Origin of the sequence: Mediterraneibacter sp., assembly GCF_030825015.1 — a bacterium.
In the GTDB taxonomy this organism is placed as follows: Bacteria; Bacillota; Clostridia; order Lachnospirales; family Lachnospiraceae; genus Mediterraneibacter.
The window spans coordinates 1-25,681 of record NZ_JAPJQP010000025.1; the positions used below are offsets into that span (position 1 = coordinate 1).

Sequence of the window (25,681 nt, forward strand, 5' to 3'; positions counted from 1 at the left end):
ACCCTCGCGCCGCTACTAACGACCTACTCCCTTTCCAGGGGAGCCCCTTCAGCCAACTTGGGTACTTCTCCAAGAACGGAGAGGGTGGGATTCGAACCCACGCGCCCTTTCGGACAAACGGTTTTCAAGACCGCCTCGTTATGACCACTTCGATACCTCTCCATATTTACAACAGTGAAAATCGGCTTTTTGAACTTCCCCTGTGCAACGTACATTATAATATCACAGGTGTCTTTTCTATGTCAAGCCTTATTTTATATTTTTTTATATCCCCTTTATATCCTCATATTATTCCAAAAAAATCCTCCCATTACTGACAAAGCGCTGTCATCTAACCACTCTCAGCTCCTTCTTTCAAATCATCGGAAGCGCCAAAAGGCACATTCCGGAATTGTAAGCGGTCGCCATTGCCAAAAAGAGACGCTTTGCCCAAAGTAAGCACGTCTCTTCTCATATCTCATAATGATACAACTTCTCTTCTGTTGTATTTTGTGAGTATCCATATTTTCACTATAATCACTGTTCGACGAACGACTCCGCAACTTTCAGATCTTCAGGAGTTGTAATTTTAATGTTTTCATAAGATCCTTCAAACAACTTAACCGGTTTCCCTAACATTTTTTCTACAACCATAGCGTCATCCGTTACTGATGTTTCTCCACATTCTTCCAGCAGCTTATATGCACGTTTTACCAGCTCCGATTCAAATACCTGGGGGGTCTGAACAAGCCACACATATTTTCTATCCGGCGTTTGCATTACAGTACAATTATCATCTACAATTTTAATCGTATCTTTCACAGGCATCCCCGCAGCACACGCATGTTCCTGAGAAACGCATTCGTACCCTCTTCGAATCATCTCGCCATCTACAAACGGACGAGCGCCGTCATGAATATACACATACCCGTCTTGTGTTTGCTTCAATCCATTCCAAACCGAATGATACCGTTCTGATCCGCCGCATATGATTTTCTTTACTTTGGAAAAATTATATTTCTCTACAATTTCCAAACGGCAAAAGTCTTCTTCTCCTTTCCCCGTCACCAGGATGATCTCATCAATAAGTTCCGATTCCTCAAACGCCTGCAGCGAATAAGCCAGCACTGGTTTTTCACACAACTTTAAATATTGTTTATGAATCTTTGTTCCCATTCTTTTTCCGCTTCCTGCCGCAAGCACGATCGCAGTACAATATTTTTTTGTCATCCTCTCATCCCTTCCCCTTCTCAAATACTCTGCCTTTGATAATAAACTTTTCTACCGTTCACCGAGTTTCAAATTCGGCACTGCATTCAAATCCCAGCCATGACGCGTACCTGCGAGATATTCATAAAAACCTGCCGCTCCGATCATCGCCGCATTATCGGTGCAGTAAATCGGGGATGGATGATAAAATTGAATCCCTCGCATCGCGCACGCCTGCTCCATAGCCGAACGAAGCGCCGTATTAGACGCAACGCCTCCTGCGATTGCGAATTTATGCATGCCGTAATCTTCCGCCGCCTGCATAGATTTTTCAACCAATACTTCTACAACCGCTTTCTGAAAAGATGCAGCGATATCTGCCGGATCAAAATTCTCCCCTTTCATTTTGCATCCATTGATGTAATTCAAAACTGCTGATTTCAGACCGCTGAAACTAAAATCGTATTTTGCTCCATCAATATTTGCTTTTGGAAATTTAACCGCATCCGGATTACCTTCTCTTGCAATTCTGTCAATCTTCGGACCGCCAGGATATCCTAATCCAATCGCACGAGCTACTTTGTCATAAGCTTCACCCGCCGCATCATCCCTTGTCCTGCCAAGTATTTCATATTTTCCGTAATCTTTCACGCAGACGAGATGAGTATGACCTCCCGATGCAACAAGGCACAGAAAGGGCGGTTCCAATTCCGGATTTTCAATATAATTTGCTGAAATATGCCCTTCAATATGATGCACTCCGACAAGAGGAAGCCCAGCTGCATACGCGATCGCTTTCGCTTCAGCCACTCCTACAAGCAACGCCCCCACAAGCCCCGGTCCATATGTGACCGCAACCGCATCGAGATCTGACAACGTTACTTCTGCCTCTTTCAGCGCCTCTTCAATTACCTGATTTATCTTCTCAATATGTTTGCGTGAAGCAATTTCCGGCACAACACCGCCATATAATTTGTGCAGATCGATCTGTGATGAAATCACATTGGAGAGTACTTCCCTTCCGTTGTGAACAACTGCTGCCGCCGTCTCATCACATGAACTTTCAATCGCCAAAATATTAATGTTTCTTATCTCTTTCATTTCACGCCTCTCAATCTTCAAACATCAATTCCACAGACATACCGTCTTTTCCGGCTTTCGCTTTCGGGAAAATACGCCTCACTTCATCCATATAATATTCAGGCTTTGTCAACGACGGACTATAATGAGTCAGCCACATTTCTTTCGCTTTCGCTTCCTGTGCAAGCGAAGCCGCTTCATAAAATGTCATATGCTTATACTCTACCGCTTTCGCTGCTTTTTCCTTCTCCCCATACATTCCTTCACATATAAACAGATCAGAATCAACCGCATTCTTTTTAATCGAATCTGTAGGGCGGGTATCCGTTGTATACGTCAGCTTAATCCCTTTTCTTGCCGGTCCCAAAACGAGATCCGGCGTATAAACCTGATTTTCTGTTTCGATTGTCTCTCCGTTTTGCAGCCGGCTCCAATATGGCAGAGGAATTCCCTGCTCTTTCGCCCGTTTTGCATCAAATTTCCCGGCACGGTCAATTTCCAGCGTATACCCGTAACAAAGTACGTTATGATTGACGCGAAAAGCTTTCAGCCGATATCCATTCATTTCAAATGTTTGCTCTGCGCCTTCTATTTCTTTAAAAACAATCGGAAACGGAAGTTCCGGCGCAATAACCCGAAGGCAGCTCACCACCCGCTCAAGTCCTTTTGGCCCTATTAATGTAAGGGGATCTGTGCGGTCTGCATTTCCCATCGTAAGAAGCAGTCCCGGAAGACCGCTTATATGATCGCCATGATAATGTGTAAAACAGATCACATCGATCGGTTTAAAACTCCATCCTTTTTCTTTAATCGCAATCTGCGTCCCTTCACCACAATCTATCAGCATACTGCTCCCGTTAAATCGTGTCATAAGAGCTGTCAAATAGCGATAAGGAAGCGGCATCATTCCGCCGCATCCTAACAAACATACATCTAACATCTATTTTTTCTGTCCATTCTTTTTAATTTCTCATTCTGCATCGACAGGTATTTTAAAGGAATCCACAAGCTCGTCATAACATGCTTCACACAAATCAAAATGATGTTTTTCTCCGTCTTTTTCCGAAAAATATCCCCATTCATAATCTGCGCTGAATACGCCTTCCTGCGGTTCTCCGTTCCTGACCGGAATTTCTTTTCCGCATCGATTGCAGATAACAGCCTCGGTTTCTTTTACCATTTTTCTTTCTTTCAAATAATATCGGCGCATGTTTTATCCTCCTGTAAATAAAAATTTACGTTTCTGCTACGCCCAAAGTATATCTGATTTTTTTTCAAATTACTATCGGAAACCAATTCCGTTTTTGTCGTTTTCTGGCATCGTCACTCTTCGGAAACCACTTTACTCATCAAAACCGCATCTTCTTCGGGATTGGAATAAAAACTTTTTCTAATTCCATCTTCTGTAAATCCTTCCCTTTCATATAATGCGCGCGCCGCTTTATTTTTACAGCGGACATCAAGCAATATCCTCTTAATTCCTGATTGTTTTCCGATTGTTTCAAGGGTTTTGATCAATTCTCTTCCAACCCCCTGCCTCTGTAATTCTTTTACTACCCCGATTCGAGCGATTTCCGCTTCTCCTGCTGCTGTATATGCCAAAAGATATCCCGCCGTACGGCCTGCCTTTTCTGCCGTCAGGCAAATAGCACCCGGCTGTTTCACTGTTTCAAGAATTGATTTTTCGCTCCAGGCATCACGAAACAGGCTATATTCAAGTTCCGCAATCGCCGCACCATCTTCCATCACCATGCGTCGGATTTCAGGCGCTGCATCTTTTTCTTTCGCTGCCCGTTCTCGTTCTGCCTGTGAAACACGCAGATAATCAGGTCTGTGCTCTGCCGCAGACTCATATCTGCCTTGCTTAAAATATCGAATACCAAGTGCCCCGACAACTGCTGCCCGCTGTCTGTTTGAGTAAGACGGAGCAAAAAAATAGGGTACTTTCAGTCCTTTTTCCAACATCTCTTTATATACCGGAACTCCATCCCCCAAAAACACAACTCTTCGCCCATAAATATTCAAACGCCGAATCAAATCTTCCACCGAAACCGCCATCTGAACACGGATTACCTGAAAAGCGTATTTCAACTGCCCGGAATCTTCCTTTTCCTTTTTCGGAACAAAAGAATAAATTCCTGTATAAACTTGATTTCTTCTCGCATCCATAATCGGACATATAATATCCTCACACCCATAGATGCTGTATGCCATCGCATCTGCGGTCGGAATATGGATCAAGGGCTTGCCAAGAGCAAGCCCCAACCCTTTCGCCGTAGCAGATCCGATCCGCAGTCCTGTAAAAGATCCCGGACCTCCCGCAACCGCGATCGCATCAATCGAATCCAAATCCGCTTCTACCATTTTCACCATTTCATCAATCATCGGCAAAAGTGTCTGCGAATGTGTTTTCTTATAATTTATCGTAAATTCCGCAATCGTCGTGTCATCTTCCACGATCGCAACCGTAGCTGTCAGACCCGAACTGTCTATTGCCAAAACTCTCATTTTTTACGTCCTGCTTTCCTTTTCATGTGATCGTACCGTTTTGAGTAATCATTCATCTACTTCGATAATCGTAATCTTTCGATAGTCAAACCCTTTCTCAAGGTCTTTTTCAATGGTAACTTCCGTCCGCTTTTCCGGAAGGATTTCCTCGATCAGGTTTGCCCATTCAATCAAAGAAACCCCTTCGCCCATCACATAGTCTTCAAAGCCAACCTCATCCATCTCTTCAACATCCCCGATCCGGTACACATCAAAATGATACAACGGAAGCCGCCCTTCATCATACACCTGCACGATTGTAAAAGTCGGACTGTTTACCGGCTCTTCAATCCCAAGTCCTTTGGCAAGCCCCTGTGTAAAAACCGTCTTCCCGACGCCTAGATCTCCTGTCAATGTAATCACTTGACCCGGAAACGCCTTTTCTCCCAGTTCCCGACCTGCCAAAAAAGTTTCCTGCGGACTGTTTGTCTCTAAAATCATGTTATAATGCCTCTTTTAGTGATGTTCTAGTGATGGAACAGACGGATGCCCGTAAACGCCATCGCCATCTTATACTTGTTGCATGTCTCAATTACATTATCGTCCCTTACAGAACCACCCGGCTGTGCAATATACTTCACGCCACTCTTATGTGCACGTTCAATATTATCGCCAAACGGGAAGAACGCATCTGAACCAAGCGCAACATCTGTCATTTTGTCAAGCCAGGCTCTCTTTTCCTCTCTTGTAAACACTTCCGGTTTTACTGCAAATGTATTTTCCCACACGCCGTCTGCAAGCAGATCCATATATTCATCCCCAATATACAGATCGATCGCATTGTCTCTGTCTGCACGGCCAATTCCATCTTTAAACTGAAGTCCCAGCACCTGCGGGCTCCGACGCAGCCACCAGTTATCTGCCTTCTGTCCTGCAAGGCGCGTACAGTGAATTCTTGACTGCTGCCCTGCTCCGATACCGATTGCCTGTCCGTCTTTCACATAACATACAGAGTTTGACTGTGTATATTTTAAAGTAATCATCGAAATTGCAAGGTCGATTTTTGCCTGTTCCGGAATCTCTTTATTTTCTGTCACAATATCAGAGAAGAAGTCTTTATCGATATTCAATTCATTTCTGCCCTGTTCAAATGTAATTCCAAACACTTCTTTATGTTCAAGAGCCGCCGGAACATAATCAGGATCAATCTCTATGATATTGTAGTTTCCTTTTTTCTTCTGTTTCAAAATCTCAAGTGCTTCCGGTTCATATCCCGGTGCAATTACACCGTCAGAAACCTCTCTCTTGATCAGTCTCGCTGTATCCACATCACATACATCAGACAAAGAAATAAAATCTCCAAACGAAGACATTCTGTCTGCCCCTCTCGCTCTTGCATACGCGCATGCCAGCGGAGACAATTCTCCGAGATCGTCTACCCAATAGATTTTTGCAAGTGTGTCTGAAAGCGGAAGTCCGACTGCCGCCCCTGCCGGAGATACATGTTTGAAGGAAGTTGCTGCCGGAAGTCCTGTCGCTTTTTTCAGCTCAGACACAAGCTGCCATCCGTTAAACGCATCAAGGAAATTAATATATCCCGGACGTCCGCAAAGCACTTTGATCGGAAGTTCACTTCCGTCATTCATATAAATTCTGGACGGTTTCTGATTTGGGTTGCATCCATATTTCAATTCTAATTCTTTCATCTTCTTATCCGCTCCTTATGATCTGTTAAATCTTTTTATATCTGCTTCTGTCTTACTCTCTGTTTCTGATTTCGAATCTGATTTTGTCTCTGATTTCTATTTCTGATTTTTATTTACGATCTTCGTATCATACTTTCCGCTTTCGATATCAATATAACGCACGAAAAGGGATACTTTATTATCTTCATTCAGACTGTTCCATAAAGTCTCGGTAAATTTCTCCATATCATCTGAAATACCGATCAATTTCGGTTCTCCTTCAAAACTCGGCAGTGGATTTCCGTCGCACATATAAGTATGAATAAAATGCCCTTCTCCCGCAACAGGATTCTCATATGCAAACGTATATCTGCAGCAACTGTCCGGATTTCCGTTATTGCTTTTCAAAATAGACATCGCATAATTGTACGTTCCGTTTTCTATATGCATCACGCCGGAGATACGCGGTGTATAGTTCGGGCCGTCAGGTTCAAATTCACGGGAACGAAGTGACTGCTCAAATGTCATCTGCTTATCCATTCCTTCGTAGATCGTATCTGTCTGATCGCCGTTTGTAACGATCGTTTTATTGCCGAGAACACGCACCGGTGCGTAAATGATAAGGCTCGGATCTTCTAATTTATCCGGATCAAATGCCTGTGTACGGATTCCTTCGCCTTCTTCCACAAATACACGGTTTCTGCTGTTTTCACTTCTTCCCATAATAAAGTAAGCCGTTACAGCTTTCTTTCCGTCCGGTGTCTTTCCAATAATAATCCCTCTCCCCGGATAAGAATTGTTTTTCAGCTCTTCTTCAATAGACAGCATCTTCATTACACTGTATCTCCTTTCATCTCTCTGTTCAAATTTTTGTTTTCGCGCAAATCCCCCTATTGTCTAACGCCAACAGGATTCCTATTTTGAATAATTTCTCTGCAAACGGACTTGCGTAATCCGATTGTCTTTTACTTCCTCAATTTTAAAAATCAGATCGTCTGTTTCTATTATATCACGATCTTCTTTCGCAGGAATATGTCCTAACTTTTCAATGAGATATCCCGACAATGTGTCATAATTTTCTGTTTCCAGTTTCAGTCCAAGTTCATCATTCAGATCATCAATAAGGATCCCTCCGTCAATCTTGTATTCATTTTCCTTAACAAGTTCTACTTCGGGAACAATTTCTTCATATTCCTCATTAATGTCGCCCATGATTTCCTCAACAAGATTTTCAATCGTTACAATCCCCGAAAATCCTCCGTACTCATCAACTAAAAGTGCCATATGATGTCTCGTTTCCTGCATGATCCGAAACAGTTCGTCCGCTTCTTTCGTTTCCGGAATAAAGAACGGTTTGCGAAGCATCTGTCTAATATCCTCTTTATTCAGCGGATGTTTCCGCATCTCGATCATCATGTCTTTTACATGAAGCACACCGATAATATTATCAATATTTTCTTCATATACCGGGATTCGATTATGCCTTGTCTCAAGAATCTCATCGATCATCTCCTCAAACGGATCGTCAATATCAAATGCAATCACTTCTCGTCTGGGAACCATGATCTCTCTCGCAGTTCTCCTGTCAAACTTAAATACCGAATCGATCATCTCTTTCTCGTCATCGTCAAATGTACCGCTTTCATTTCCCATCTTCAAAAGCGCTTTCACTTCTTCTTCCGTCACAGTTTCTTCTTCGTCTTCTGTTTCCATTCCAAGAAGCTTCAAAACAAGTTTCGTAGACATAGAAAGGAGTTTGATAAACGGAGACAGTATGATCGATATATAATGCACCGGCATCACTGTCAGCATGCAAAATGCTTCCGCCTTCTGCAGCGCAATCCTTTTCGGAACAAGTTCGCCGAACACAAGATTGAAAAACATCAGTACAAGCGTCACCCCATTGTAAGCAATCTGCGAACTGTACGGAACGCCCGCTGCTTCAAGCGACTGTGCCAAAACCGGTGAAATCCCCGACGCCGCTGATGCCGACGAATAAAATCCTGCAAATGTGATCGCAACCTGGATCGTCGAAAGAAACTTCGTCGAATCTTCAAATAACCCTTCGATCACCTTCGCTTTTTTATTCCCTTCATCCGCCATACTTCGAATCCTGTTTTTATTCACCGACACGACCGCCATCTCTGCTCCGGCAAAAAAGGCATTCAGCAAGGTGAAAAATAACAGCAGCAACAAGTTAAACAAAATAGAATTCCCCGCAGGGTCTGCGTCCATAAAAAATACTCCTCCTGAAATAAATTATTTTCAGGAGAAGTATATCATGTGCATATCATTTTATCAAGTTGGCGCCAGGTATTTTTGCCTTCGCCTTTTTTCATTCATTCCAGACCGATGTCCTAAGAGGGCTGAAGCTCTTTTCAAAAAAATTTTCTTCTTTCTCTCTTATGGCAGTATATGACCTGCCGCCATATAAATCGCATACCACTCTTCCCGCGTAAGAACGATCTCGCACGCCTTGCAAATCTCTCTAAACCGCTGCGGATTCATTGTACCGGAAAGAACCTGCATATGTGCAGGATGTCTTAAAATCCATGCAGTGGCAATCGTTGTGTCGCTGACTTCATACTTTCCCGCAATCTCACGGAGTTTTTCATTCAGATCTGCAAACTTCTCGCTGTTAAAAAACACTCCTTCGATCATTCCGTACTGAAATGGCGACCATGCCTGAATCGTAATGTCATGCAGGCGGCAATAATCCAATACACTTCCGTCCCGATCAACACTTCCCGGCGTCGCCATATTTACTTCCACTCCGCTTGCTATCATGGATGCATGAGCAGCGCCAAACTGAAGCTGATTCACCATAAGCGACTCACTGACATATCTGCTTAAAAGCTCCATCTGCATTGTGTTCTGGTTAGACACACCAAAATATCTCACTTTCCCTGATGCATGCAGTTCATCAAAAGCTGCTGCCACCTCTTCCGGTTCCATCAACGCATCCGGTCTGTGAAGAAGCAGGGAATCCAGATGGTCTGTTCCGAGTCTCTGCAGAGAATTTTCTACAGATTTTATGATATGCTCTTTCGAAAAATCATACATTACTCCGGGTACTATTCCGCATTTGCTTTGAATCCACATGTCTTCACGCCTTATGTTCGCCTCTTCTGCCGCCTCTTTAAAACGTTCTTCACAGACTCCTCTTCCGTAAATATCCGCGTGGTCAAAAAAATTAACCCCCTCTGACATCGCTGTATCAACCAGCTCTGCAGCCTCTTTCACAGACAATTCTTTCATACGCATACATCCCATAACAATAGCCGGAACTTGCTCAACCGTACTTCCAAAATTCACTTTTTTCATCTGTTTCACCTCTTTCTTCCCTGATGTTTCTTACGTTTTTAACACGGTAAATGATCGTCGTTTTCCATTTTAATATTATAACCGATATCCCAATTCATATGCCTCGCGCACAGCCTCCAGCGCCTGCGCCACCTCTTTCGCATCTCCGATCACATATGTTTCATATGTATCTTTGATTTCTTCATGCAACGGATTCCATGCTTTTGAACCGACCGCACATATCACATGTGTAAATCCCGGATATTTCATTTCACCTTGTTTTGTGTCTACAGTAATCGTTCCTGCATCTACATTCTTCACTTTTGCCCCGGTGATCATCTGTACACGTTCTTGTCCGAGACGAACCATAGTCGGAACCAGATTATTGGGAACCATCCCCTGACCAATGCTGTCTGTCATCTCAATAAGAGTCACTCTTGCCGCTCCTCTGGAATGGTGAAGCACATATTCTGCCGTTTCTATTCCAACCATTCCGCCTCCGATAATCGCTGCATTTCCACCGAGGATCAGGACTTTTCCGCTTAATACGTCATTTGCCTGAATCATAGTTTCCATGCCTTCTACCGGGAGTACGATCGGTTTTGCTCCGGTTGCAAGAATTACGATATCCGGATTCTCTGCCTTGATCACATCTGCGTTTGCTTCTGTCTCATAGCGAATCTCTACACCATATCTGTCACACTCCTGTAAAAGATATACGATCCATTTCGAAATCTCTTGTTTAAACGGAGCGCGGCATGCAAGGTTTAACTGACCTCCCGCTTTTCCCTCTTTCTCAAAAACCACCACATGATGTCCTCGTTTTGCAAGAATTCTTGCCGCTGCAAGCCCTCCGATTCCTGCTCCGATGACCAAAATATCCTTTTCTTCCGCCGCCGGTTTTTCTTCAAACTCCAGTTCTCTTCCCGCCAATGGATTAATGACGCAAGATGCCGGTCGCCTCTTCGTCTGCTCCCCTACACATCCGACTCCGCAAGCCGCACAAGGCGCAATCTCATCGTAACGTTTTGCTTCTGCTTTGTCTACAAAATCCGGATCTGCCAAAAGAGCACGACCAAGTACAACGCCGTCCACTTCGCTTGCTTCAAGCACATCTTCTGCAAGCTGTGCATCCAAAATCTTTCCAACTGTAATCACCGGCTTTGCCGCTATCTGCCTGATTGCCCGCGCTTCTTTTAAGTTCGTAAATTCTTCTTCTCCGTGACACGGAATGATCTTATTACAGCGCTCATACTGTGTTCCGCCACTAATTTCAAAACAGTCAACACCGTGTTTCTCCAAATAAGGGATCAGCCGTTTCATATCTTCCAACGTATTTCCCTGCGGATCTCTTTCACTCCCGGACATCCTCAAAACGATCGGGAAATCTTCTCCACATGTTTCTTTGATCGCATCTAATACTTCAAACAGCAGACGCGCTCGATTCAGCAAGCTTCCGCCGTATTCATCTGTACGTTTGTTGCGCAAAGGTGACAAAAACGATCCAAGCAGCATATATGCATGAGCACAGTGCAGTTCTATTCCGTCGAATCCGGCCTCTTTCGCATTCTTAGATGCTTTTGCATAAAGAGCGACAATGCCCGGCAATTCTTCCTTTGACAATTCTCTTGTCATCTGTCCCATAGAGTTCGGATAGGAACTGCTGGCTACCGGCGCTACTCCGAAAAATGCACTGATACTTTCCGGCCCCGGATGCGTGATCTGCGGAATGATCTTACAGCCGTACGCATGAACCTTGTCTGTAAAACTTTTATATTTTTTGATACTTTCTTCATCCCGAAAACAAAGTGTATTTCCAAGATATGGAACGTTCGGATCCACACTTGTCGCATCTACGATGATACATCCAACACCGCCTTCTGCGCGCCTGAGCCAATACGCTTCCATTTTTTCGTTTACAGTCCCATCCTGACTTTCATACCCCAATGACATAGGAGCCATAAAAGTTCTGTTTTTTACTTCCATTCCCGCAATTTTAAGCGGAGTAAACATCGTTCTCATACGCTTCATCCTCCTACAATGTTCTTGCTGCTTCAAATCCTTCTGCGATCGCATCCAGCGCACGTCTGGCAGATTTGGCATCTCCGATCACACGACAAGGAATCTGTCTTCTCTCACACTCTTCCACAAGCAAATGGGAATCATTTGCTGAAAATCCAACGGCAAATACTGCACAATCACACGGAATAAGAGTTCCGTCTTCCAAAAGGATCCCTTTTTCTGTAAACTTACACACTTTACTGTTCGGAAGCATTTTCACCTGCATTTGCTGCATTTTCATCATTACAGCAATCTTACGGAGACTTCCCAGATCACCGCCAATCTCGTCTTTCATTTCCAAAACTGTTACATCACAGCCGTCTGTCGCAAGTGTATCTGCTGTCTCAAGTCCTACCAGTCCGCCGCCGATAACTGCCACTTTTCCTTTCGGGCACACTTCATGTCTGAGAACTTCAGGTGCAGATGCATGCTGCAATTTATCCATTCCTTCTAATTTAATTGTAATCGGAGAAGAACCGATCGCCAAGATAACAGCATCCGCGTCTGCCTCTTTTAACATCTGCGCATCCACTTTTGTATTCTTACATACCGTCACAAGCTTTTCTACCTGTTGTGCCATCTCAAGCGCCGCCGCTTTCATCTCTGCCTTTCCGGGCGCTTCACCTGCAAGAAGAAATTCTCCGCCCAATGTATCAGAAGATTCAAACAGTGTAACTTCATGTCCTCTTTCGTGCAGGATCTTCGCCGCTTCCATTCCGGCAACTCCTCCGCCGACAACCCATACTTTCTTCGGCTCTTCTGTTTTACTTAGATCATACTCTTCTTCATGACCGATCATTGGATTTCTCATACAAGTAATATGAGGACGGTTTGCAACATCAGTAAATCCATCATAACAACCCTGATTACATCCTACGCAATGCACAATATCACCGATTCGTCCTTCACGCGCCTTATTTGCAAACTCCGGATCTGCCAGCTGTGCTCTTCCCATAACAACCATATCTACTTTATCCTGGGATAGAATCTCCTCTGCCAATGCCGCCGTATTGATTCTTCCCACTCCGACAGTCAGCATCCCTGTCTCTTTTCGGATTCTTGCCGCATTGTCAATATTAAATCCGTTCGGCACATCAATAGGCGGAACTTCATACATAGATGCCGCCGTGATAATGTTTCCGCGGGACACGTCTAAAACATCAACGCCATGTTCTTTTGCAATCTTACAGAAACGAATAACATCTTCAATCGTAAGACCGTTTTCCAACATATCATCCTGCGCATCAATTCGGATGAATAACGGCATTCCTTCCGGCATATTTTTGCGGATTTCATCAATCACTTCTAACGGAAATCTGCATCTGTTCTCAAAACTTCCGCCATATTCATCTTCTCTGTGGTTAAATCCTCCGCTCAAGAATGAATGAGGAAGGTAATTGTGCGCAAGATGGAATTCCAAACAATCATATCCTGCCTCTACCGCTCTTGCAGCAGCCCTTCCATAGCATGCGACCACTTCCTGAATCTGTTCTTTTGTAATTGCTTTGATTGTATAAGCGCCAAAGTTCATATCAGAAACAACCAGCATCTGTGCCTTCGGATCCATGCATGCGGCAATCGATCCCTGCCAGAGCTGAACGCCTGCTTTCCCTCCGTTTTCATGAATTGCATCTGTCAGCTTTTTATGCCCTTCGATCAGATTATCTTCACTGATCGATACAAAATGCGCCGGCGCGCTGGGGGTATGTACAGCAGCTACTTCTACAATATTCAGCGCGCATCCCCCTTTTGCCCGGGCTGCATGATAAGCGATCAGCTTATCTGTCACCGCTCCGTTTTCTGCAGCCATTCTCGTTCCCATAGCCGGCAAAATAATTCTGTTTTTCATCTCCATATCACGGATTTTGATTGGAGAAAATAAATGTTCAAACATGTTTCTGTCACCTCCGGTATTTTGATTTTATTATAAGTCGAAGTGCAGAAAATAGATATTCAGATTTCATAAAATCATTATCAATTATTTACTTTTCATACAGGACCTGAATCGGCTTGGAGTTTGGTTCATATATTTAAAAAAACTGCGCTGAAAAGAGGAAATACTGCCAAATCCTACATCACTGCTGATCTGTGTAATCGTTCGGTCCGTAGCAACAAGATAACTGCAAGCAATCCGAATTCTAATTTCCTCAAGCAGCTCCAAAACACTTCGTCCAAACACCTCATTCGTCCTTCTTTCAATCAAATATGCTTTCTTCTTCAGCGCTTTTTCCATTTCTTTGATCTGAAACGGATCATGAAAATTAAGTATAAGATAAATTAAAATCTGCAGCGCCTCTTCTTCTGAATGCATTTGCACCCCATTTCCGACATTTTGTCTCTGATACTCTCTGACACTTACATTCGTGTACCGCTTAAATACTCTATAAAAATCTTCAATGCTGGTAAAACCAAGATAATCACTAATGTATTGGATATTCAAATCCGGAAAATGCAGCAGTGCACATGCATTAAATACCTTTCCCATTTTCTGAAGCTGAAAAAACGTATAACCGCATCGCTGTACAATTTTACGGTTTAATGTTACTGCCGTCATTCCCACTGCCTTCGCATATTCTTCCAATGGCACTGTTTTACTTGTATCCAGCAACACTCTGTGAATAACATCCCACACACGATCACTTTTAGAATCCTCTTTTTTCTTTCTCTCCATAGCATACCTGCAATACAATGCATGAAGCTGCATGGCAAGATAAATGTTCATGTTATTCAGCAAAAATTTTTCTTCCCGTTCTTCCGTCAACAAGTCGTCTAAAATTCGAAGCACTCTTTGTTTTTCTTCCGGATCCAAGAAAAACAATGGCGAAACCCCGTACATCAGCATCTCATTCTCATTTGCCTTATGCTGTTCAAAGCATAAAAACATAAACAAACCGATATGAAAAGAAACCTTTACGCAACGCAGAGGTTTTCTGATCCGCTCGATCCGATAAAAGTGATGCATGTAAAGGCAGCAGAAACTTCCTTCCTGAATTTGATATTGCTCTCCATTAATCCAAATATCGGCGTCACCACTCTTAACATAATATATTTCTGTCATTTCATGGAATCTTTGTTCAACCGGCTTTTTAATCTCAATTTCTTCTGCATGAATTTGTTTTTCTTTTAAATTATAATAATCACTTCCGGTAAACCAATCCTTCTGATACCACATTTTTCCTTCCTCGCCGCTTCTTTGCTCTTTTCAATTCCATTTTTATATTTCGATTTTCTAATTCAAGTTTCTATGCTATGGATTATATCATTATCTCTTAACAAAATACATTAAAAACTCCCCCGAACCACACTTTAAACCGAGCTCGTGAAAAATTGCAGCCTAAAATATTGACCACTAGGTCTATTTGTGGTATGCTTTTCAAAAATAAATTTAATGGTTAATTTTCGAGGTGAAAAATGAAGCGAGATGAAAAAACTCAAATAATGCGGCGCAAGATTATGGACAGCGCCTTAGCTGAATTTTCCAGGCAGGGTTATGGTGCAAGTTCTATCAATACGATCTGTACTGCCCAAAATATTTCCAAAGGTATTGTCTACCATTATTTTAAAACAAAAGATGTTTTATATTTAGCGTGTGTAGAAGAATGCTTCCAACAACTAACCGAGTATCTTCAAACGAATATCTCTTATGAAAACAGTTCCATCGAAAAACAGTTGGAAATTTATTTTACCCTTCGCACACGTTTTTTTCAGACATACCCCGTCTATCAACGAATCTTTTGCGAAGCGGTAACTGCGCCGCCCGCCCATCTAAAATCTGAAATACAAAAATGCAAACAGAATTTTGATACACTAAGCACTCAGATTTTAAGGCAACTGTTAACCCCCGTATCTTTGCGGCCTGATATTTCAATAGAAGATGTTATTGAAACTTTTCGACAATTTCAGGATTTTATCAACATCCGTTACCAAATGACAGATCTAAACGGTCATTCCTTTGAAGAGCGAGAAGAAAACTGCCTGAAAGCATTAAGCATCTTACTCTATGGTGTGATCCAAAGAAAGGAGCATGAAAATACAAATGAATGAGCAGCAATCCCAATCTATACTTGGAAATATTTCCCCGGCTAAAGCGATTGTAAAATTAGCAATCCCAGCCACACTTGCCTTGTTGGCAAAAGCCATCTATAACTTAGTTGATACCGCCTATATCGGAATGCTGCACTCCGATCTTGCCCTCACGGCAGTAGGCGTTACGGTTCCTCTGCTGTTAATCATGGTATCAATCGAAAATATATTCGCCGCAGGAGCAGCAGTTTTAGCCGGACGTCAATTAGGAGCAAAAGACAGCGAAGGCGCCAGTTGTACTGTTACAACGATCGTCGGAGTTTCTGTCCTCATAGGGGCAGTTCTTTGTATCGGCGGCATTATCTTTATTGAACCTCTCATGCGGGCATTTGGCGCTTCAGATGCATCCCTTCCTCTCGCAAAAGATTATGCGTTTTGGATGTTCATAGCAGCTTTGGCCAATCTTCCGGCTCAAAGTATGAACTGTGCAGCAAGAGCCGAATCTTCCGTTAAAATTTCTTCGATCGCTGTGATTACCGGAGCTTTGCTCAATGTTGTGCTTGACCCTATTTTTATGTTTAGCTGGGGATTGAACATGGGAGTAGAGGGGGCTTCCTTAGCCACTACTATTTCTCAGTTCGTAACATTCTTTATTATGACCTGGTTCTACGCCAGCGGACGTTCCATCATTAAAATCAAGAGAAAGTCCTTCCGCCCTAACCGGAATTTGATCAAAACAGTTGCCGTTATCGGTCTTCCTACAGCCGTTATCCAAATTTGTCTGTCAGTAGCGGCTTCTCTAACGAATATCGCGGCTTCCGGACTCCCGCAATCGGATGAAATCATTGCCGCTTACGGAGTTGTTCAAAGACTGATTCTTATAGGCTGTTATGTCGTAATGGGATTCATGCAGGGTTATCAGCCGGTAGCCTCTTTTGCCTTTGGAGCGAAAAACGAAGATCGATTCCACCAGTCTGTACGTTTTGCCTTAAAGGGTTCCTTACTTCTGACAATTTTGGTTGAGTTGATTTATATATTGCTGTCTACCCCACTGATATTGCTGTTTAACCAAAATCCGGTGATTGTAGACTATGGGAAATGGTTATTGATTTCACAAGTAGCTCTATATCCAGCTTTTGGATTGTGTTATATGATGACGATCACCTACCAGACAATCGGCGATTCCCGGTATGGACTATTCCTCTCTCTGATCCGGCAGGGTTTGTTTTATCTTCCCTTTATCCTTATCCTCCCCAAACTTTTGGGGGTGACCGGAATCTATTTTTCACAACCGGCAGCCGATATTTTGACAATTATAGTTTGTATATGCTCAATTAAATCTATGAAAAAAATTGCATCTGCCAATATGGCAAAAAATTAGCAAGCATTAAAACGTAAAAAGAGCATCTGCCACATGCAGTTGACCTATAATGAAGAAACATAAAAGAACCATCTCAGCCAGAATTCTGAGATGGTTCTTGTCTTTTTATCTGCTCGGACAGGCGTTTTCTTTAAAAAACATATAGCATTCATAATACCCACAATAACTGTGAATACGCACTGGCATCCTCTGTCGCAGAAGAAGATCAATGATTTTTCAACATTTCTGACCCGTTTTGCCAATGATTACGTCCATTACAGCACGATTCCAAAAGCGTGGAAATATGTAGATTTTACGGATTTTTCCAACCTTTTGGATATACAGGCCGTTTTTTCGATAAAATAATACTCGCAGACAGGTAGTTAAACTAATATTTCCAGAAACACATGAGAGTTTTGGAAATCTGATGATGTTGGATGTCAGTATTATTAGACAAGCCAGTGCGGTATGTAGAGGCGGCCAGTCTTTACTCCGGTGTCTAGAGGTGGAAAAATAGGACCTGTCCAAAGAAAAGCATCTGCCAAATCGGCACGATGAGAGAATCCGTCCCGCCGAAAACGCTCTTTTCCATTGTCAGCAGGACTATATCCTAATGAAGCAGAAGCTGGAAGAACTAACGCTCAAAATTGAGACCGTGGAGACGCTAATTGATAAGGTTTCCGATGTGCCCTATGACAAGGCGGTGAAGGTGGTGACTGATACCATCCAAAAGGAGACACACAAAGAAGAGAGTTGTCTGATCGAAAAAACGAAAAAGTGGGGGACTTCCACCGCAGCTGAAGCCCCCACTTTTTCAATGGCTATTGCACACCGTTCGAGGCGCGGAATGCAGAGGAATTAATTTATAATATTTTTCAGTCACAAGTGTTACAAACACGTTACTAACCCACAACATCTCACCACCATTGTTTTCACCTCTACCTTTTATAAGAAAAACGTTGTTATTACCGCATCCTTTATAAGCGTTGTAATGTAATTTTTTCTATATTAAAATGCTTTTCTAACAAATCAATCATCTTATCTGCTAATCTTCTTAATCTGTCCAAAAAAGAATAATAACCCATTCCATTATAACAAGTTTCAACAATACCATAGAACGGCTTTTGAATATTTTCTATAGAGATTACTTCCTGATTCTCAAGCCCATAATGCATCATACAATTACGAAACTTAGACTGGAATAAAACTTTTGCTGAACTAAGAGTCTCTGTAAACCCTCCCCATTCAATACACAGATCCATATTATTGTCACAATAATTTTTTAACCGTTGAATTGCTCGATAAGTATAATATGTTACAATATATTCCACTCGAAAAATCCACATATTGCTATCGTCAAATAACGGTCTCAAAATGTACTTCACAAAATTCATATTACAGACTAAATCAAGAAAGAATAAATTTAAGACCTTCGATGAATTATCAACGAACAACTCGTCATTCTTATTTGTATTCAAATCATAAAAATAATCTATTGATACCCCTGTATGCAATCTTTTTACCTCTGGCGGATCAATAACTTGCGAAAATCCTTCTCTTATCGATGCCACAAATGAACCCATCTGACTTCCAAATTCATATTGCAGTTCTCCTGTTTTGTGATTAAATATATCATCAATTCCTAAAAAATCAGCAAGCATCTGAGTGTTTCCTACAACATGATGATCTTCTGTCCAATATGTACCAAGATTCAAATGGATATTCCAACTTTTCATAAAATCAAATCTTAATTGCGCTCTATACTGTTCATCCTGATCGATATCTACCAATTCTATTCTTTTCTTTGACTTTCCAAAACTTTCTCCGTATACTTTAATAAAATTACGTATATCTTTGACTTTTACCGCAGAAGTTCCCTCGATAAAGGTTTCTCCCATATATTCCTGGCAAGATTGGATAAACAATGCATAATATGGAATAATCTCCATTACAAATATAGGATCCCTCTCGGTCTTCATAAGAGAAAAAATAGTTTCCGCATCTTCTTGCATGATACGAACAGTAATCATCTTTTCTAAATTTTCCATCATTTTATCTATACATCTCCTCGATACATCTCGAATTTCTGAATTTATTTTTTCTGTTAATCTACAAAATTTTACTCATCAAGCATCAATTTTCCCTCTTTCGCTTTTGCTTTTAATCTAGCAAGTTGCTCCTTTTCAACTTGTTGAATACTTTTTTCTGGTGTCGGTAAATCTTCCGGCATAATGCCACCTATCTTTTCGATAGCACCACGCACTTCTTTTCCTACCATATAATGAGTAGCCGTTGCAGCTTTAGAACCACTAATCTCATCTTTTCGTAACTTTTCTTCTGTCTGAGATATTCTAAACAGATTAGCGATAAGTTCTGTGCTTCCCATATAGTCAAGAATTTTCTGACCAACCTCAAGATTCTTCCTTTTATGTATATCATCAACATCCAATCCACCATACAACCCCATATATCCGGCATTTTGAAAAATTGCAAATTCCTCATTTGTAATAACGCCTGCATCATATGCTGTTTCTGCAAGAAGTTGATTCCATTGTTTAATATCTCCATGAACTACTAAACGCCTTCTATCTTCATCCAGTTCATTAAAATGATCTGCAACTTCCTGTCGATATGTTTGAATTGCAAAATATGTCTGTCCCAGCGCAATTACTTCTTTACGAGGATCTCCATTCTGCACAATTAAATAACAGGCATAACGTGTGAGTTTATAATCTATAACTGGCTTACTTGTTGCCCCTGCATTTACGATTTTCCTGACCTCAGGAAAATCGTCTACAATAATATGTCCACTATTTTCACAAGCAATCATTGCCCGTTTAATTACTTTATGAAAATTCTCCCATTTATTATATTCTAAGGCTGGGGCTAATTCCCTAGCTGACCAAAATTCACTTCCATCATCTCGGATATGCTTTATATCCTCGAATCTTCTATATTCTTTATCTTTTAATTTCTTCATATACATTATCCTTCTAAAGTAATATCTCCCAAATATTCATCCCTTAACCTTTTTAACAATGTTGTTTTCCCACTTCCATTCCCCCCAACAAACACGACATTTTTGTTTTCTTCTCTCAGAAATGATAAATAATTTAAACCTAATAATTTCTCTACATACATTTTCACGACATTAATTATATTTTCAAGATTCTCGGGATTTCTAGATGTAGAGTAAAAATTCATATTTAACACAGATACCATATCTATCGAAAATTACTATGATAAAATTCTACCACAGTTCTCTATAAAAATATACAAAAAACCTCCCAAGACAAATGTCCTGAGAGGTTCTGAAGCATCCTGAGATGCAATAAAACGTATTGAGTTGTTCCAACGATTAACGTTTAGGTAACTGGGAACGCTTGATTTTACTGGGTTCTTGAAATGTGGTGTTGCAAACACGTTACAAACGCAGGACTTCTCATTACTCGTCAACACACCACTAAACCACATACACTCAATATAGAATTCATCCTGACAACTTCGTCCTTCATTTTTTAATAGTAGTTTGTGCTCATCACACATTTTACACCTTATTGTTTAAATTGCGCCACCTATTCTCTTAAACTTTTCTACAAAAACTGAGATTTTTTCAAACACATTCTGTTTCTTCGTATGATATTTCGGATTGAGAGGACTCATTTTAGGAAGCATCTCGTTTAATCCCGTCCCATTTTCACTTGCATATTCTTTTTTTAATGATGCAAGAATATATCGTTTTGCGGCTTGCTCATTAAGTTGTTCCTCTTTTATCAACTCTTCGGCTTCCTTCTTTTGTTCCTTTTGTGCAAACTGGTAAAATGCGTCAATAATACTTGCTTTATCCTGTATTTCACCTAAATCTGTCTGGTTAATAAAATTAACTATCAAACTTTCTTTAGCTCGATTTTCAGCACTGGAACGTGTGATGCGCCGCATCTCTTCAATCAAAACATTCTTATTTGTTATATTTTGATTTTTCTCAAAAATCAGCTCTATGATATAATCCAAATTAATCTCTTGAGATTTTAATAGATCCACCTCAAACACAACGTCATCCCAGTCAATTTTTAAGTTTTCCTTGTCCTTTCCTTCCTTTTCGCGGCGAAGCCATTCACGGATATCATTATATGTCGAGCGGTAATCCTGAATAGTTCTTTCATCCAATATATCGATCGACTGCATGGCTTTCATATCTTCATCACTAACATAATATGTCACCTTAAAGTTTTCTACTGCTTCAGAGTCCCCCAAATCAACTTTCTGCAATTCTTTTAAACTAATAAATTCGTCATAGTTTTGCAAAATATTTTCTATTTTTAGATATTCGCCAAACAATTGCACAAACTCTTTTTTATCTTTTTCGGTAACAATTTCTTCAACATCTGTAAACCTCGATTTCAATTCTCCAACTACATCCACATACCCCCGACACACTTTTCCAGTAACATTATCATTAAAACCTTCCATATATTCCTTATAGCTTTTTTCCAGAACTATGTTTCTTGTATTATCATCTCCAAAACATTTTATAGCATCAATAGTAGCCTGTTCCAAGTTTCTAAATGTAACTATATTTCCAAATGTTTTCGTTGAATCATAAATACGGTTCGTTCTAGAAAATGCCTGCATAAGTCCATGATAACGAAGATTTTTATCTACAAACAGTGTATTCAATGTCGGTGCGTCAAATCCGGTCAAGAACATACCGACAACAATCAACAGATCTACCTCCCTGTTCTTCACACGATTAGAAAGATCTCTATAATAATTCTGAAATTCTTTACTTTCAACACCAAAATTCGTTTTAAACATCTTATTATAATCATTAATAGCTAACGTTAAAAACTCTTTGGCACTGCTATCCATTGCTGTTGGTTCAAAGTTTTCATCCGGAATTTCTCCTATTGCATTCTGCTCTTCATTAGCCGCAAAAGAAAAAATAGTTGCAATTTTCAGAGGTTCTTCACAGTCTTTTTGTAGATTATTAAGTGATTCGTAAAAAAGTTTTGCTGCATCAACACTACTTACAGCAAACATCGCATTAAATCCTTTATTACCAATATAACGGTGAGTTTTCACTTTAAAATTATTCAAGATGTATTGCGAAATTTCTTTTATTCTCTCTGGATGCAATAACGCTTCTTTTGCTTCTGCTGACGTTAATTTTTTCTCGTCCTGCTCCATTTCAATTGATTTGAATTTTGGACGAACATCATTATAGTCAACTTTGAATTTCAAGACTTTCTCATCTCTAATTGCATCCGTAATTACATAGGAATGTAACTCTCTTCCAAATACAGATGCAGTTGTTTCAGCTCCCAAAGCATTTTCAGGAAATATTGGAGTGCCCGTAAAACCAAATTGATAATATTTCTTGAATTTTTTATTGATATTCTTTTGTGCTTCTCCAAATTGTGAACGATGTGCTTCATCAAAAATTAAAACAACCTGTTTATTATAGATTGCTAAATCTGCTTCTGCTTTTATGAGATTATTCAATTTTTGAATCGTAGTAACAATAATTTTATTATCCTCTTTTTGAATATTACGCTTCAATCCGGCAGTACTTTCCGAACCATTTACACTGTCCGGCGAAAAACGTTGATATTCTTTTATAGTCTGATAGTCTAAATCTTTTCGATCTACCACAAAAAAAACTTTATCTATATACTCAAGTTCTGTAGCTAATCTGGCCGCCTTAAAACTAGTCAATGTTTTTCCAGAACCTGTTGTATGCCAAACATATCCACCACTTTCTGTTGTCCCCCATTTTCTGGCATCATAAGAACTCTTGATTTTCCATAGAATTCTCTCAGTTGCCGCAATTTGATAAGGACGCATAATTAATAAATTATCGTTTACATCTAAAACAGAATAAATTAACAACACTCTTAGTATTGTATTTTTTTGAAAAAAGGTTGCAGTAAAATCTTTTAAGTCTTTAATCAATGTATTATCTGCTTTGGCCCAATTCATTGTAAAATCAAAACTATTCTTGTCTCTTTTCGTTGTATTTGCAAAATAACGGGTATCAGTACCATTAGAAATCACAAATATCTGCAAGTATTTATATAAAGAATTTTCCGAATTGAAACTTTCCTTACTATATCTGTTTATCTGATTAAATGCTTCACGTATGGCTATTCCCCGTTTCTTAAGCTCAATCTGGATAAGTGGTAATCCATTAACTAGAATTGTAACATCGTATCGGTTAGCCTGCGTCCCCGTCTGTGCAAACTGAGAAATAACCTGTACTTTATTTTTTACTATATTTTCCTCTTCTTTCTTAACTAAATATATATTCTTAATACGCCCATCATCAAACACAAAATCATAAATATAATCATTATGAATTTTACGAGTTTTATCTATATGACTATCTCCTGCTTTATTCAAATATTCCTCGCAGAATCTTTTCCATTCTGAATCAGTAAATTGGACACCGTTAAGTGCCTGAAGCTGTACTCTTGCATTCTCAAGCATTGCCTCCGGCGTTGTCAAATCTGGTAAATATTCATATCCCTGATTTCTTAGATCTTGTATAAATTCGTTTTCCAGATCTGCTTCCGTCTGATATGTACTTGTTTCACGCATACATGATGCATACTTTTCATATTTATCTAAAACAATAAAATTGTTTGATTCTGCTATCGAATTGTATTCATACATCAGTCTGACTCCTTCCAAAATTTTGCGTTGTCAATCAGATGATTAAACAATAATTTCACTGTCTGCTTTTCCGCTTCTGTTGGTTCTTTCACTTCTTCATTTAATAAAGTTCTATGACTATAAAAATTCATAACACGCTGTGCATATACTTCCTTATCATCCGGCAGCAAATCCGACCATTTATCATAGCCAAGGAAATTCGCTGCCTTTTCATATAAATTACGCAACAAAGTAAAATGATATTTTTCAATTTTATTTTCTTCAATCGCCTGTTTTATAACACCTATCAAATGATGGTGATAAGAAAAACTCTTATTTGAATCACCAAACTTTGTATTCAAAGCATAACTTCCGTCTTCATTCTTTTCCAACATATAGCCATTCTTCCTGATATTCAATTCATTGTAAAGCACATTATAAAACAACGGGCTGTGTGTCGTAATAACAAACTTTAAATCAGATTCGCTCTTTCGAATCACTCCTGAAAGATTTACTGCCATCTGTATTAAATGATTATCATCAAGAGATGTCACTGGATCATCAATAAAAATATATTCCAATTTATTCAGTTTATCTGTTTCTCTATCACTTTCTTCCGGTATATTTAGCACCTCTACGACTTGTTCCAGCAAACTATAGAAAATGCTCCAGACAAAATTACTCTCTTCCCCTTTGGATATCTTGATATTTTCAGTATCTTGGTCATTTCCTCTTTGCAAAGAAAATGTAACCTCTGAAAATTCCTCATTAAACTTCGGGGTTAATGCTGTATTGTTAATATATGTCTGAAAATTACTGATAACATTTCGTTCTTGCCCCTGCTCGAGAAATACCCAGTTTGTAAACACATTCGGATGAATTCTCAGCTTCAGATTAATATCATTCTCCAAATCATTGTCCCAATAAAACAAATCCTCTGTAAAAGCATTATAATAAAGAATTTTCTTTCCCGACAAATCTGTTTCTTCATCCTCCGACTCGTTTTTAGGGGCAACTAGCTCTTTAAACGCTCTGGAAAGACGTGTTTTACCAGTACCATTAAATGCATATATCAACTGTACTTTTTTACCACAGCCTTTGAGTTGCTTCGCAATTTCATCTAAGTTTTTCCCCATACTACACCTCTAGTTCTTCTTTAAAATGATAATAATTTATCCCTGTAATACTCATATTGTTTCTGTCGTGCTTCAATCTCTGCTGGAAGTCCAGAAGAAATATCATTACATAAAACATGAAACTTATTCAACACATCAACAATTTCCTGCTGTTTTTCTATACTCGGAAAAGCAAGTTGATACTCTGCAATAGTTTTGCCCGTTAAAGAGGCTCTGGTTGTAAATGCACAATGATTTGCAACATACTTTCGAAAATCTCTTGTTACAAAACAAAACGCACAATATTCAGGCAATAAATAATTTGTTTTCGGAGTCGCTTTTATGGTAAACCCATTAAAGACACAAGCTTCCATATCATCAAGCATTACCGATGACCATCCAACATCTTCTGCTGTCTCCGATGTTCTGGTAAAAAACACATCTCCGCGGTGTACGCCCAGTTTTGTGATTTCCGCAGCTGTACACTCTACCAATGCAGTGATATCACTTTCTCTGAGGAACCTGTTATTATATACATCTGTATATTTTATAAAAGGGATTCCATTTCCAAAAAACTCCTTGCCTTTACTCAAGCCATTGCGAAAATCAAACAAATCCCCCATCGGAAGTATCGCATATCCAAACACATATTGAATAAGCCTAATTACACTTATGTCTGTCTGTCTGTCTGTCTGTCTGTCTGTCTGTCTGTCTGTCTGTCTGTCTGT

At 40.2% G+C, this 25,681-nt stretch carries 22 protein-coding genes and 1 tRNA gene; 3 read left to right on the forward strand and 20 right to left on the reverse strand.

Translation table 11 applies throughout. The annotated features are described in order from the left end of the window. Positions 1 to 76: 76 nt before the first annotated feature. From RCH61_RS08820 to RCH61_RS08885, 14 genes are all read right to left on the reverse strand, one after another. Positions 77 to 162, reverse strand: a tRNA-Ser gene (locus RCH61_RS08820). A gap of 354 nt (positions 163 to 516) precedes the next feature. After that, complete coding sequence (ispD, locus tag RCH61_RS08825) at positions 517 to 1,209, reverse strand: 2-C-methyl-D-erythritol 4-phosphate cytidylyltransferase (protein WP_306480467.1); 693 nt, start codon at positions 1,207 to 1,209, stop codon at positions 517 to 519. Between the two features lie 51 nt (positions 1,210 to 1,260). Continuing rightward, positions 1,261 to 2,289, reverse strand: coding sequence for a tRNA (adenosine(37)-N6)-threonylcarbamoyltransferase complex transferase subunit TsaD (gene tsaD / locus RCH61_RS08830; RefSeq protein ID WP_306480468.1), 1,029 nt, complete (start codon positions 2,287 to 2,289; stop codon positions 1,261 to 1,263). A 10-nt stretch (positions 2,290 to 2,299) separates the two neighbouring features. Continuing rightward, the gene (locus RCH61_RS08835; protein WP_178007280.1) at positions 2,300 to 3,208 is read right to left on the reverse strand and encodes a ribonuclease Z; all 909 of its coding nucleotides are present in this window, start codon (positions 3,206 to 3,208) and stop codon (positions 2,300 to 2,302) included. Between the two features lie 30 nt (positions 3,209 to 3,238). Next, positions 3,239 to 3,478: a hypothetical protein gene (locus RCH61_RS08840; RefSeq protein ID WP_178007278.1), complete on the reverse strand. Its 240-nt coding sequence runs from the start codon at positions 3,476 to 3,478 to the stop codon at positions 3,239 to 3,241. Positions 3,479 to 3,591: 113 nt separating this feature from the next. Beyond that, positions 3,592 to 4,776: a tRNA (adenosine(37)-N6)-threonylcarbamoyltransferase complex dimerization subunit type 1 TsaB gene (gene tsaB / locus RCH61_RS08845; protein WP_178007276.1), complete on the reverse strand. Its 1,185-nt coding sequence runs from the start codon at positions 4,774 to 4,776 to the stop codon at positions 3,592 to 3,594. A 48-nt stretch (positions 4,777 to 4,824) separates the two neighbouring features. Beyond that, positions 4,825 to 5,256: a tRNA (adenosine(37)-N6)-threonylcarbamoyltransferase complex ATPase subunit type 1 TsaE gene (tsaE, locus tag RCH61_RS08850; RefSeq protein ID WP_178007274.1), complete on the reverse strand. Its 432-nt coding sequence runs from the start codon at positions 5,254 to 5,256 to the stop codon at positions 4,825 to 4,827. Between the two features lie 26 nt (positions 5,257 to 5,282). Then, positions 5,283 to 6,461, reverse strand: a complete 1,179-nt coding sequence (locus RCH61_RS08855) for a phosphoribosylaminoimidazolecarboxamide formyltransferase (RefSeq protein ID WP_306480469.1) — start codon at positions 6,459 to 6,461, stop codon at positions 5,283 to 5,285. Positions 6,462 to 6,557: 96 nt separating this feature from the next. Beyond that, on the reverse strand, positions 6,558 to 7,274 hold the full coding sequence (locus tag RCH61_RS08860; RefSeq protein ID WP_178006825.1) for an IMP cyclohydrolase: 717 nt from the start codon (positions 7,272 to 7,274) through the stop codon (positions 6,558 to 6,560). Between the two features lie 81 nt (positions 7,275 to 7,355). Next, positions 7,356 to 8,675, reverse strand: a complete 1,320-nt coding sequence (locus tag RCH61_RS08865; RefSeq protein WP_306480470.1) for a hemolysin family protein — start codon at positions 8,673 to 8,675, stop codon at positions 7,356 to 7,358. Between the two features lie 168 nt (positions 8,676 to 8,843). Then, the gene (locus tag RCH61_RS08870) at positions 8,844 to 9,764 is read right to left on the reverse strand and encodes an aldo/keto reductase (protein ID WP_178006821.1); all 921 of its coding nucleotides are present in this window, start codon (positions 9,762 to 9,764) and stop codon (positions 8,844 to 8,846) included. Between the two features lie 75 nt (positions 9,765 to 9,839). Continuing rightward, positions 9,840 to 11,765 carry an FAD-dependent oxidoreductase gene (locus RCH61_RS08875; protein WP_306480471.1) on the reverse strand — a complete coding sequence of 642 codons (1,926 nt, stop codon included), beginning with the start codon at positions 11,763 to 11,765 and terminating at the stop codon, positions 9,840 to 9,842. 13 nt (positions 11,766 to 11,778) lie between these two features. Continuing rightward, the gene (gene baiCD, locus RCH61_RS08880; RefSeq protein ID WP_306480472.1) at positions 11,779 to 13,698 is read right to left on the reverse strand and encodes a bile acid Fe-S flavoenzyme BaiCD; all 1,920 of its coding nucleotides are present in this window, start codon (positions 13,696 to 13,698) and stop codon (positions 11,779 to 11,781) included. An 84-nt stretch (positions 13,699 to 13,782) separates the two neighbouring features. Continuing rightward, the gene (locus RCH61_RS08885; RefSeq protein WP_306480473.1) at positions 13,783 to 14,976 is read right to left on the reverse strand and encodes an AraC family transcriptional regulator; all 1,194 of its coding nucleotides are present in this window, start codon (positions 14,974 to 14,976) and stop codon (positions 13,783 to 13,785) included. Between the two features lie 239 nt (positions 14,977 to 15,215). Here RCH61_RS08885 and RCH61_RS08890 point away from each other — a divergent pair, with 239 nt between their 5' ends. From RCH61_RS08890 to RCH61_RS08900, 3 genes are all read left to right on the forward strand, one after another. Continuing rightward, positions 15,216 to 15,848, forward strand: a complete 633-nt coding sequence (locus RCH61_RS08890; RefSeq protein ID WP_306480474.1) for a TetR/AcrR family transcriptional regulator — start codon at positions 15,216 to 15,218, stop codon at positions 15,846 to 15,848. Then, positions 15,841 to 17,208, forward strand: coding sequence for an MATE family efflux transporter (locus RCH61_RS08895; RefSeq protein WP_306480475.1), 1,368 nt, complete (start codon positions 15,841 to 15,843; stop codon positions 17,206 to 17,208). The genes RCH61_RS08890 and RCH61_RS08895 overlap by 8 nt, the downstream gene beginning before the upstream one ends. A 592-nt stretch (positions 17,209 to 17,800) precedes the next feature. Then, positions 17,801 to 18,049, forward strand: coding sequence for a hypothetical protein (locus RCH61_RS08900; RefSeq protein WP_306480481.1), 249 nt, complete (start codon positions 17,801 to 17,803; stop codon positions 18,047 to 18,049). Between the two features lie 115 nt (positions 18,050 to 18,164). On the opposite strand, the gene RCH61_RS08905 is transcribed toward RCH61_RS08900, so the two are convergent. The 6 genes from RCH61_RS08905 to RCH61_RS08925 form a co-directional block, all read right to left on the reverse strand. Next, the gene (locus tag RCH61_RS08905; RefSeq protein WP_306480476.1) at positions 18,165 to 19,238 is read right to left on the reverse strand and encodes a hypothetical protein; all 1,074 of its coding nucleotides are present in this window, start codon (positions 19,236 to 19,238) and stop codon (positions 18,165 to 18,167) included. A gap of 68 nt (positions 19,239 to 19,306) precedes the next feature. Beyond that, a complete protein-coding gene (gene dinD, locus RCH61_RS08910; protein ID WP_306480477.1) occupies positions 19,307 to 20,167 on the reverse strand; it encodes a DNA damage-inducible protein D in 861 nt (286 codons plus the stop codon). A 5-nt stretch (positions 20,168 to 20,172) separates the two neighbouring features. After that, positions 20,173 to 20,409: an ATP-binding cassette domain-containing protein gene (locus tag RCH61_RS09960; protein ID WP_442920454.1), complete on the reverse strand. Its 237-nt coding sequence runs from the start codon at positions 20,407 to 20,409 to the stop codon at positions 20,173 to 20,175. Positions 20,410 to 20,748: 339 nt separating this feature from the next. After that, positions 20,749 to 23,859 (reverse strand): type I restriction endonuclease subunit R, encoded by a 3,111-nt coding sequence (locus RCH61_RS08915; RefSeq protein ID WP_306480478.1) that lies wholly within the window; start codon positions 23,857 to 23,859, stop codon positions 20,749 to 20,751. Next, the gene (locus RCH61_RS08920; protein WP_306480479.1) at positions 23,859 to 24,974 is read right to left on the reverse strand and encodes a hypothetical protein; all 1,116 of its coding nucleotides are present in this window, start codon (positions 24,972 to 24,974) and stop codon (positions 23,859 to 23,861) included. Before RCH61_RS08920 ends, RCH61_RS08915 begins: the two co-directional genes overlap by 1 nt. 20 nt (positions 24,975 to 24,994) lie before the next feature. Continuing rightward, positions 24,995 to 25,681 (reverse strand): restriction endonuclease subunit S (locus tag RCH61_RS08925; RefSeq protein WP_306480480.1); only part of this gene is annotated, 687 nt, incomplete at its 5' end.

What these genes read in the sequence shown, in the direction of transcription:
- ispD (WP_306480467.1), bottom strand. Translation starts at nt 1,209, where the DNA reads ATGACAAAAAAATATTGTACTGCGATCGTGCTTGCGGCAGGAAGCGGA.
- tsaD (WP_306480468.1), bottom strand. Translation starts at nt 2,289, where the DNA reads ATGAAAGAGATAAGAAACATTAATATTTTGGCGATTGAAAGTTCATGT.
- RCH61_RS08835 (WP_178007280.1), bottom strand. Translation starts at nt 3,208, where the DNA reads ATGTTAGATGTATGTTTGTTAGGATGCGGCGGAATGATGCCGCTTCCT.
- RCH61_RS08840 (WP_178007278.1), bottom strand. Translation starts at nt 3,478, where the DNA reads ATGCGCCGATATTATTTGAAAGAAAGAAAAATGGTAAAAGAAACCGAG.
- tsaB (WP_178007276.1), bottom strand. Translation starts at nt 4,776, where the DNA reads ATGAGAGTTTTGGCAATAGACAGTTCGGGTCTGACAGCTACGGTTGCG.
- tsaE (WP_178007274.1), bottom strand. Translation starts at nt 5,256, where the DNA reads ATGATTTTAGAGACAAACAGTCCGCAGGAAACTTTTTTGGCAGGTCGG.
- RCH61_RS08855 (WP_306480469.1), bottom strand. Translation starts at nt 6,461, where the DNA reads ATGAAAGAATTAGAATTGAAATATGGATGCAACCCAAATCAGAAACCG.
- RCH61_RS08860 (WP_178006825.1), bottom strand. Translation starts at nt 7,274, where the DNA reads ATGAAGATGCTGTCTATTGAAGAAGAGCTGAAAAACAATTCTTATCCG.
- RCH61_RS08865 (WP_306480470.1), bottom strand. Translation starts at nt 8,675, where the DNA reads ATGGACGCAGACCCTGCGGGGAATTCTATTTTGTTTAACTTGTTGCTG.
- RCH61_RS08870 (WP_178006821.1), bottom strand. Translation starts at nt 9,764, where the DNA reads ATGAAAAAAGTGAATTTTGGAAGTACGGTTGAGCAAGTTCCGGCTATT.
- RCH61_RS08875 (WP_306480471.1), bottom strand. Translation starts at nt 11,765, where the DNA reads ATGAGAACGATGTTTACTCCGCTTAAAATTGCGGGAATGGAAGTAAAA.
- baiCD (WP_306480472.1), bottom strand. Translation starts at nt 13,698, where the DNA reads ATGTTTGAACATTTATTTTCTCCAATCAAAATCCGTGATATGGAGATG.
- RCH61_RS08885 (WP_306480473.1), bottom strand. Translation starts at nt 14,976, where the DNA reads ATGTGGTATCAGAAGGATTGGTTTACCGGAAGTGATTATTATAATTTA.
- RCH61_RS08890 (WP_306480474.1), top strand. Translation starts at nt 15,216, where the DNA reads ATGAAGCGAGATGAAAAAACTCAAATAATGCGGCGCAAGATTATGGAC.
- RCH61_RS08895 (WP_306480475.1), top strand. Translation starts at nt 15,841, where the DNA reads ATGAATGAGCAGCAATCCCAATCTATACTTGGAAATATTTCCCCGGCT.
- RCH61_RS08900 (WP_306480481.1), top strand. Translation starts at nt 17,801, where the DNA reads ATGAAGCAGAAGCTGGAAGAACTAACGCTCAAAATTGAGACCGTGGAG.
- RCH61_RS08905 (WP_306480476.1), bottom strand. Translation starts at nt 19,238, where the DNA reads ATGATGGAAAATTTAGAAAAGATGATTACTGTTCGTATCATGCAAGAA.
- dinD (WP_306480477.1), bottom strand. Translation starts at nt 20,167, where the DNA reads ATGAAGAAATTAAAAGATAAAGAATATAGAAGATTCGAGGATATAAAG.
- RCH61_RS09960 (WP_442920454.1), bottom strand. Translation starts at nt 20,409, where the DNA reads ATGGTATCTGTGTTAAATATGAATTTTTACTCTACATCTAGAAATCCC.
- RCH61_RS08915 (WP_306480478.1), bottom strand. Translation starts at nt 23,859, where the DNA reads ATGTATGAATACAATTCGATAGCAGAATCAAACAATTTTATTGTTTTA.
- RCH61_RS08920 (WP_306480479.1), bottom strand. Translation starts at nt 24,974, where the DNA reads ATGGGGAAAAACTTAGATGAAATTGCGAAGCAACTCAAAGGCTGTGGT.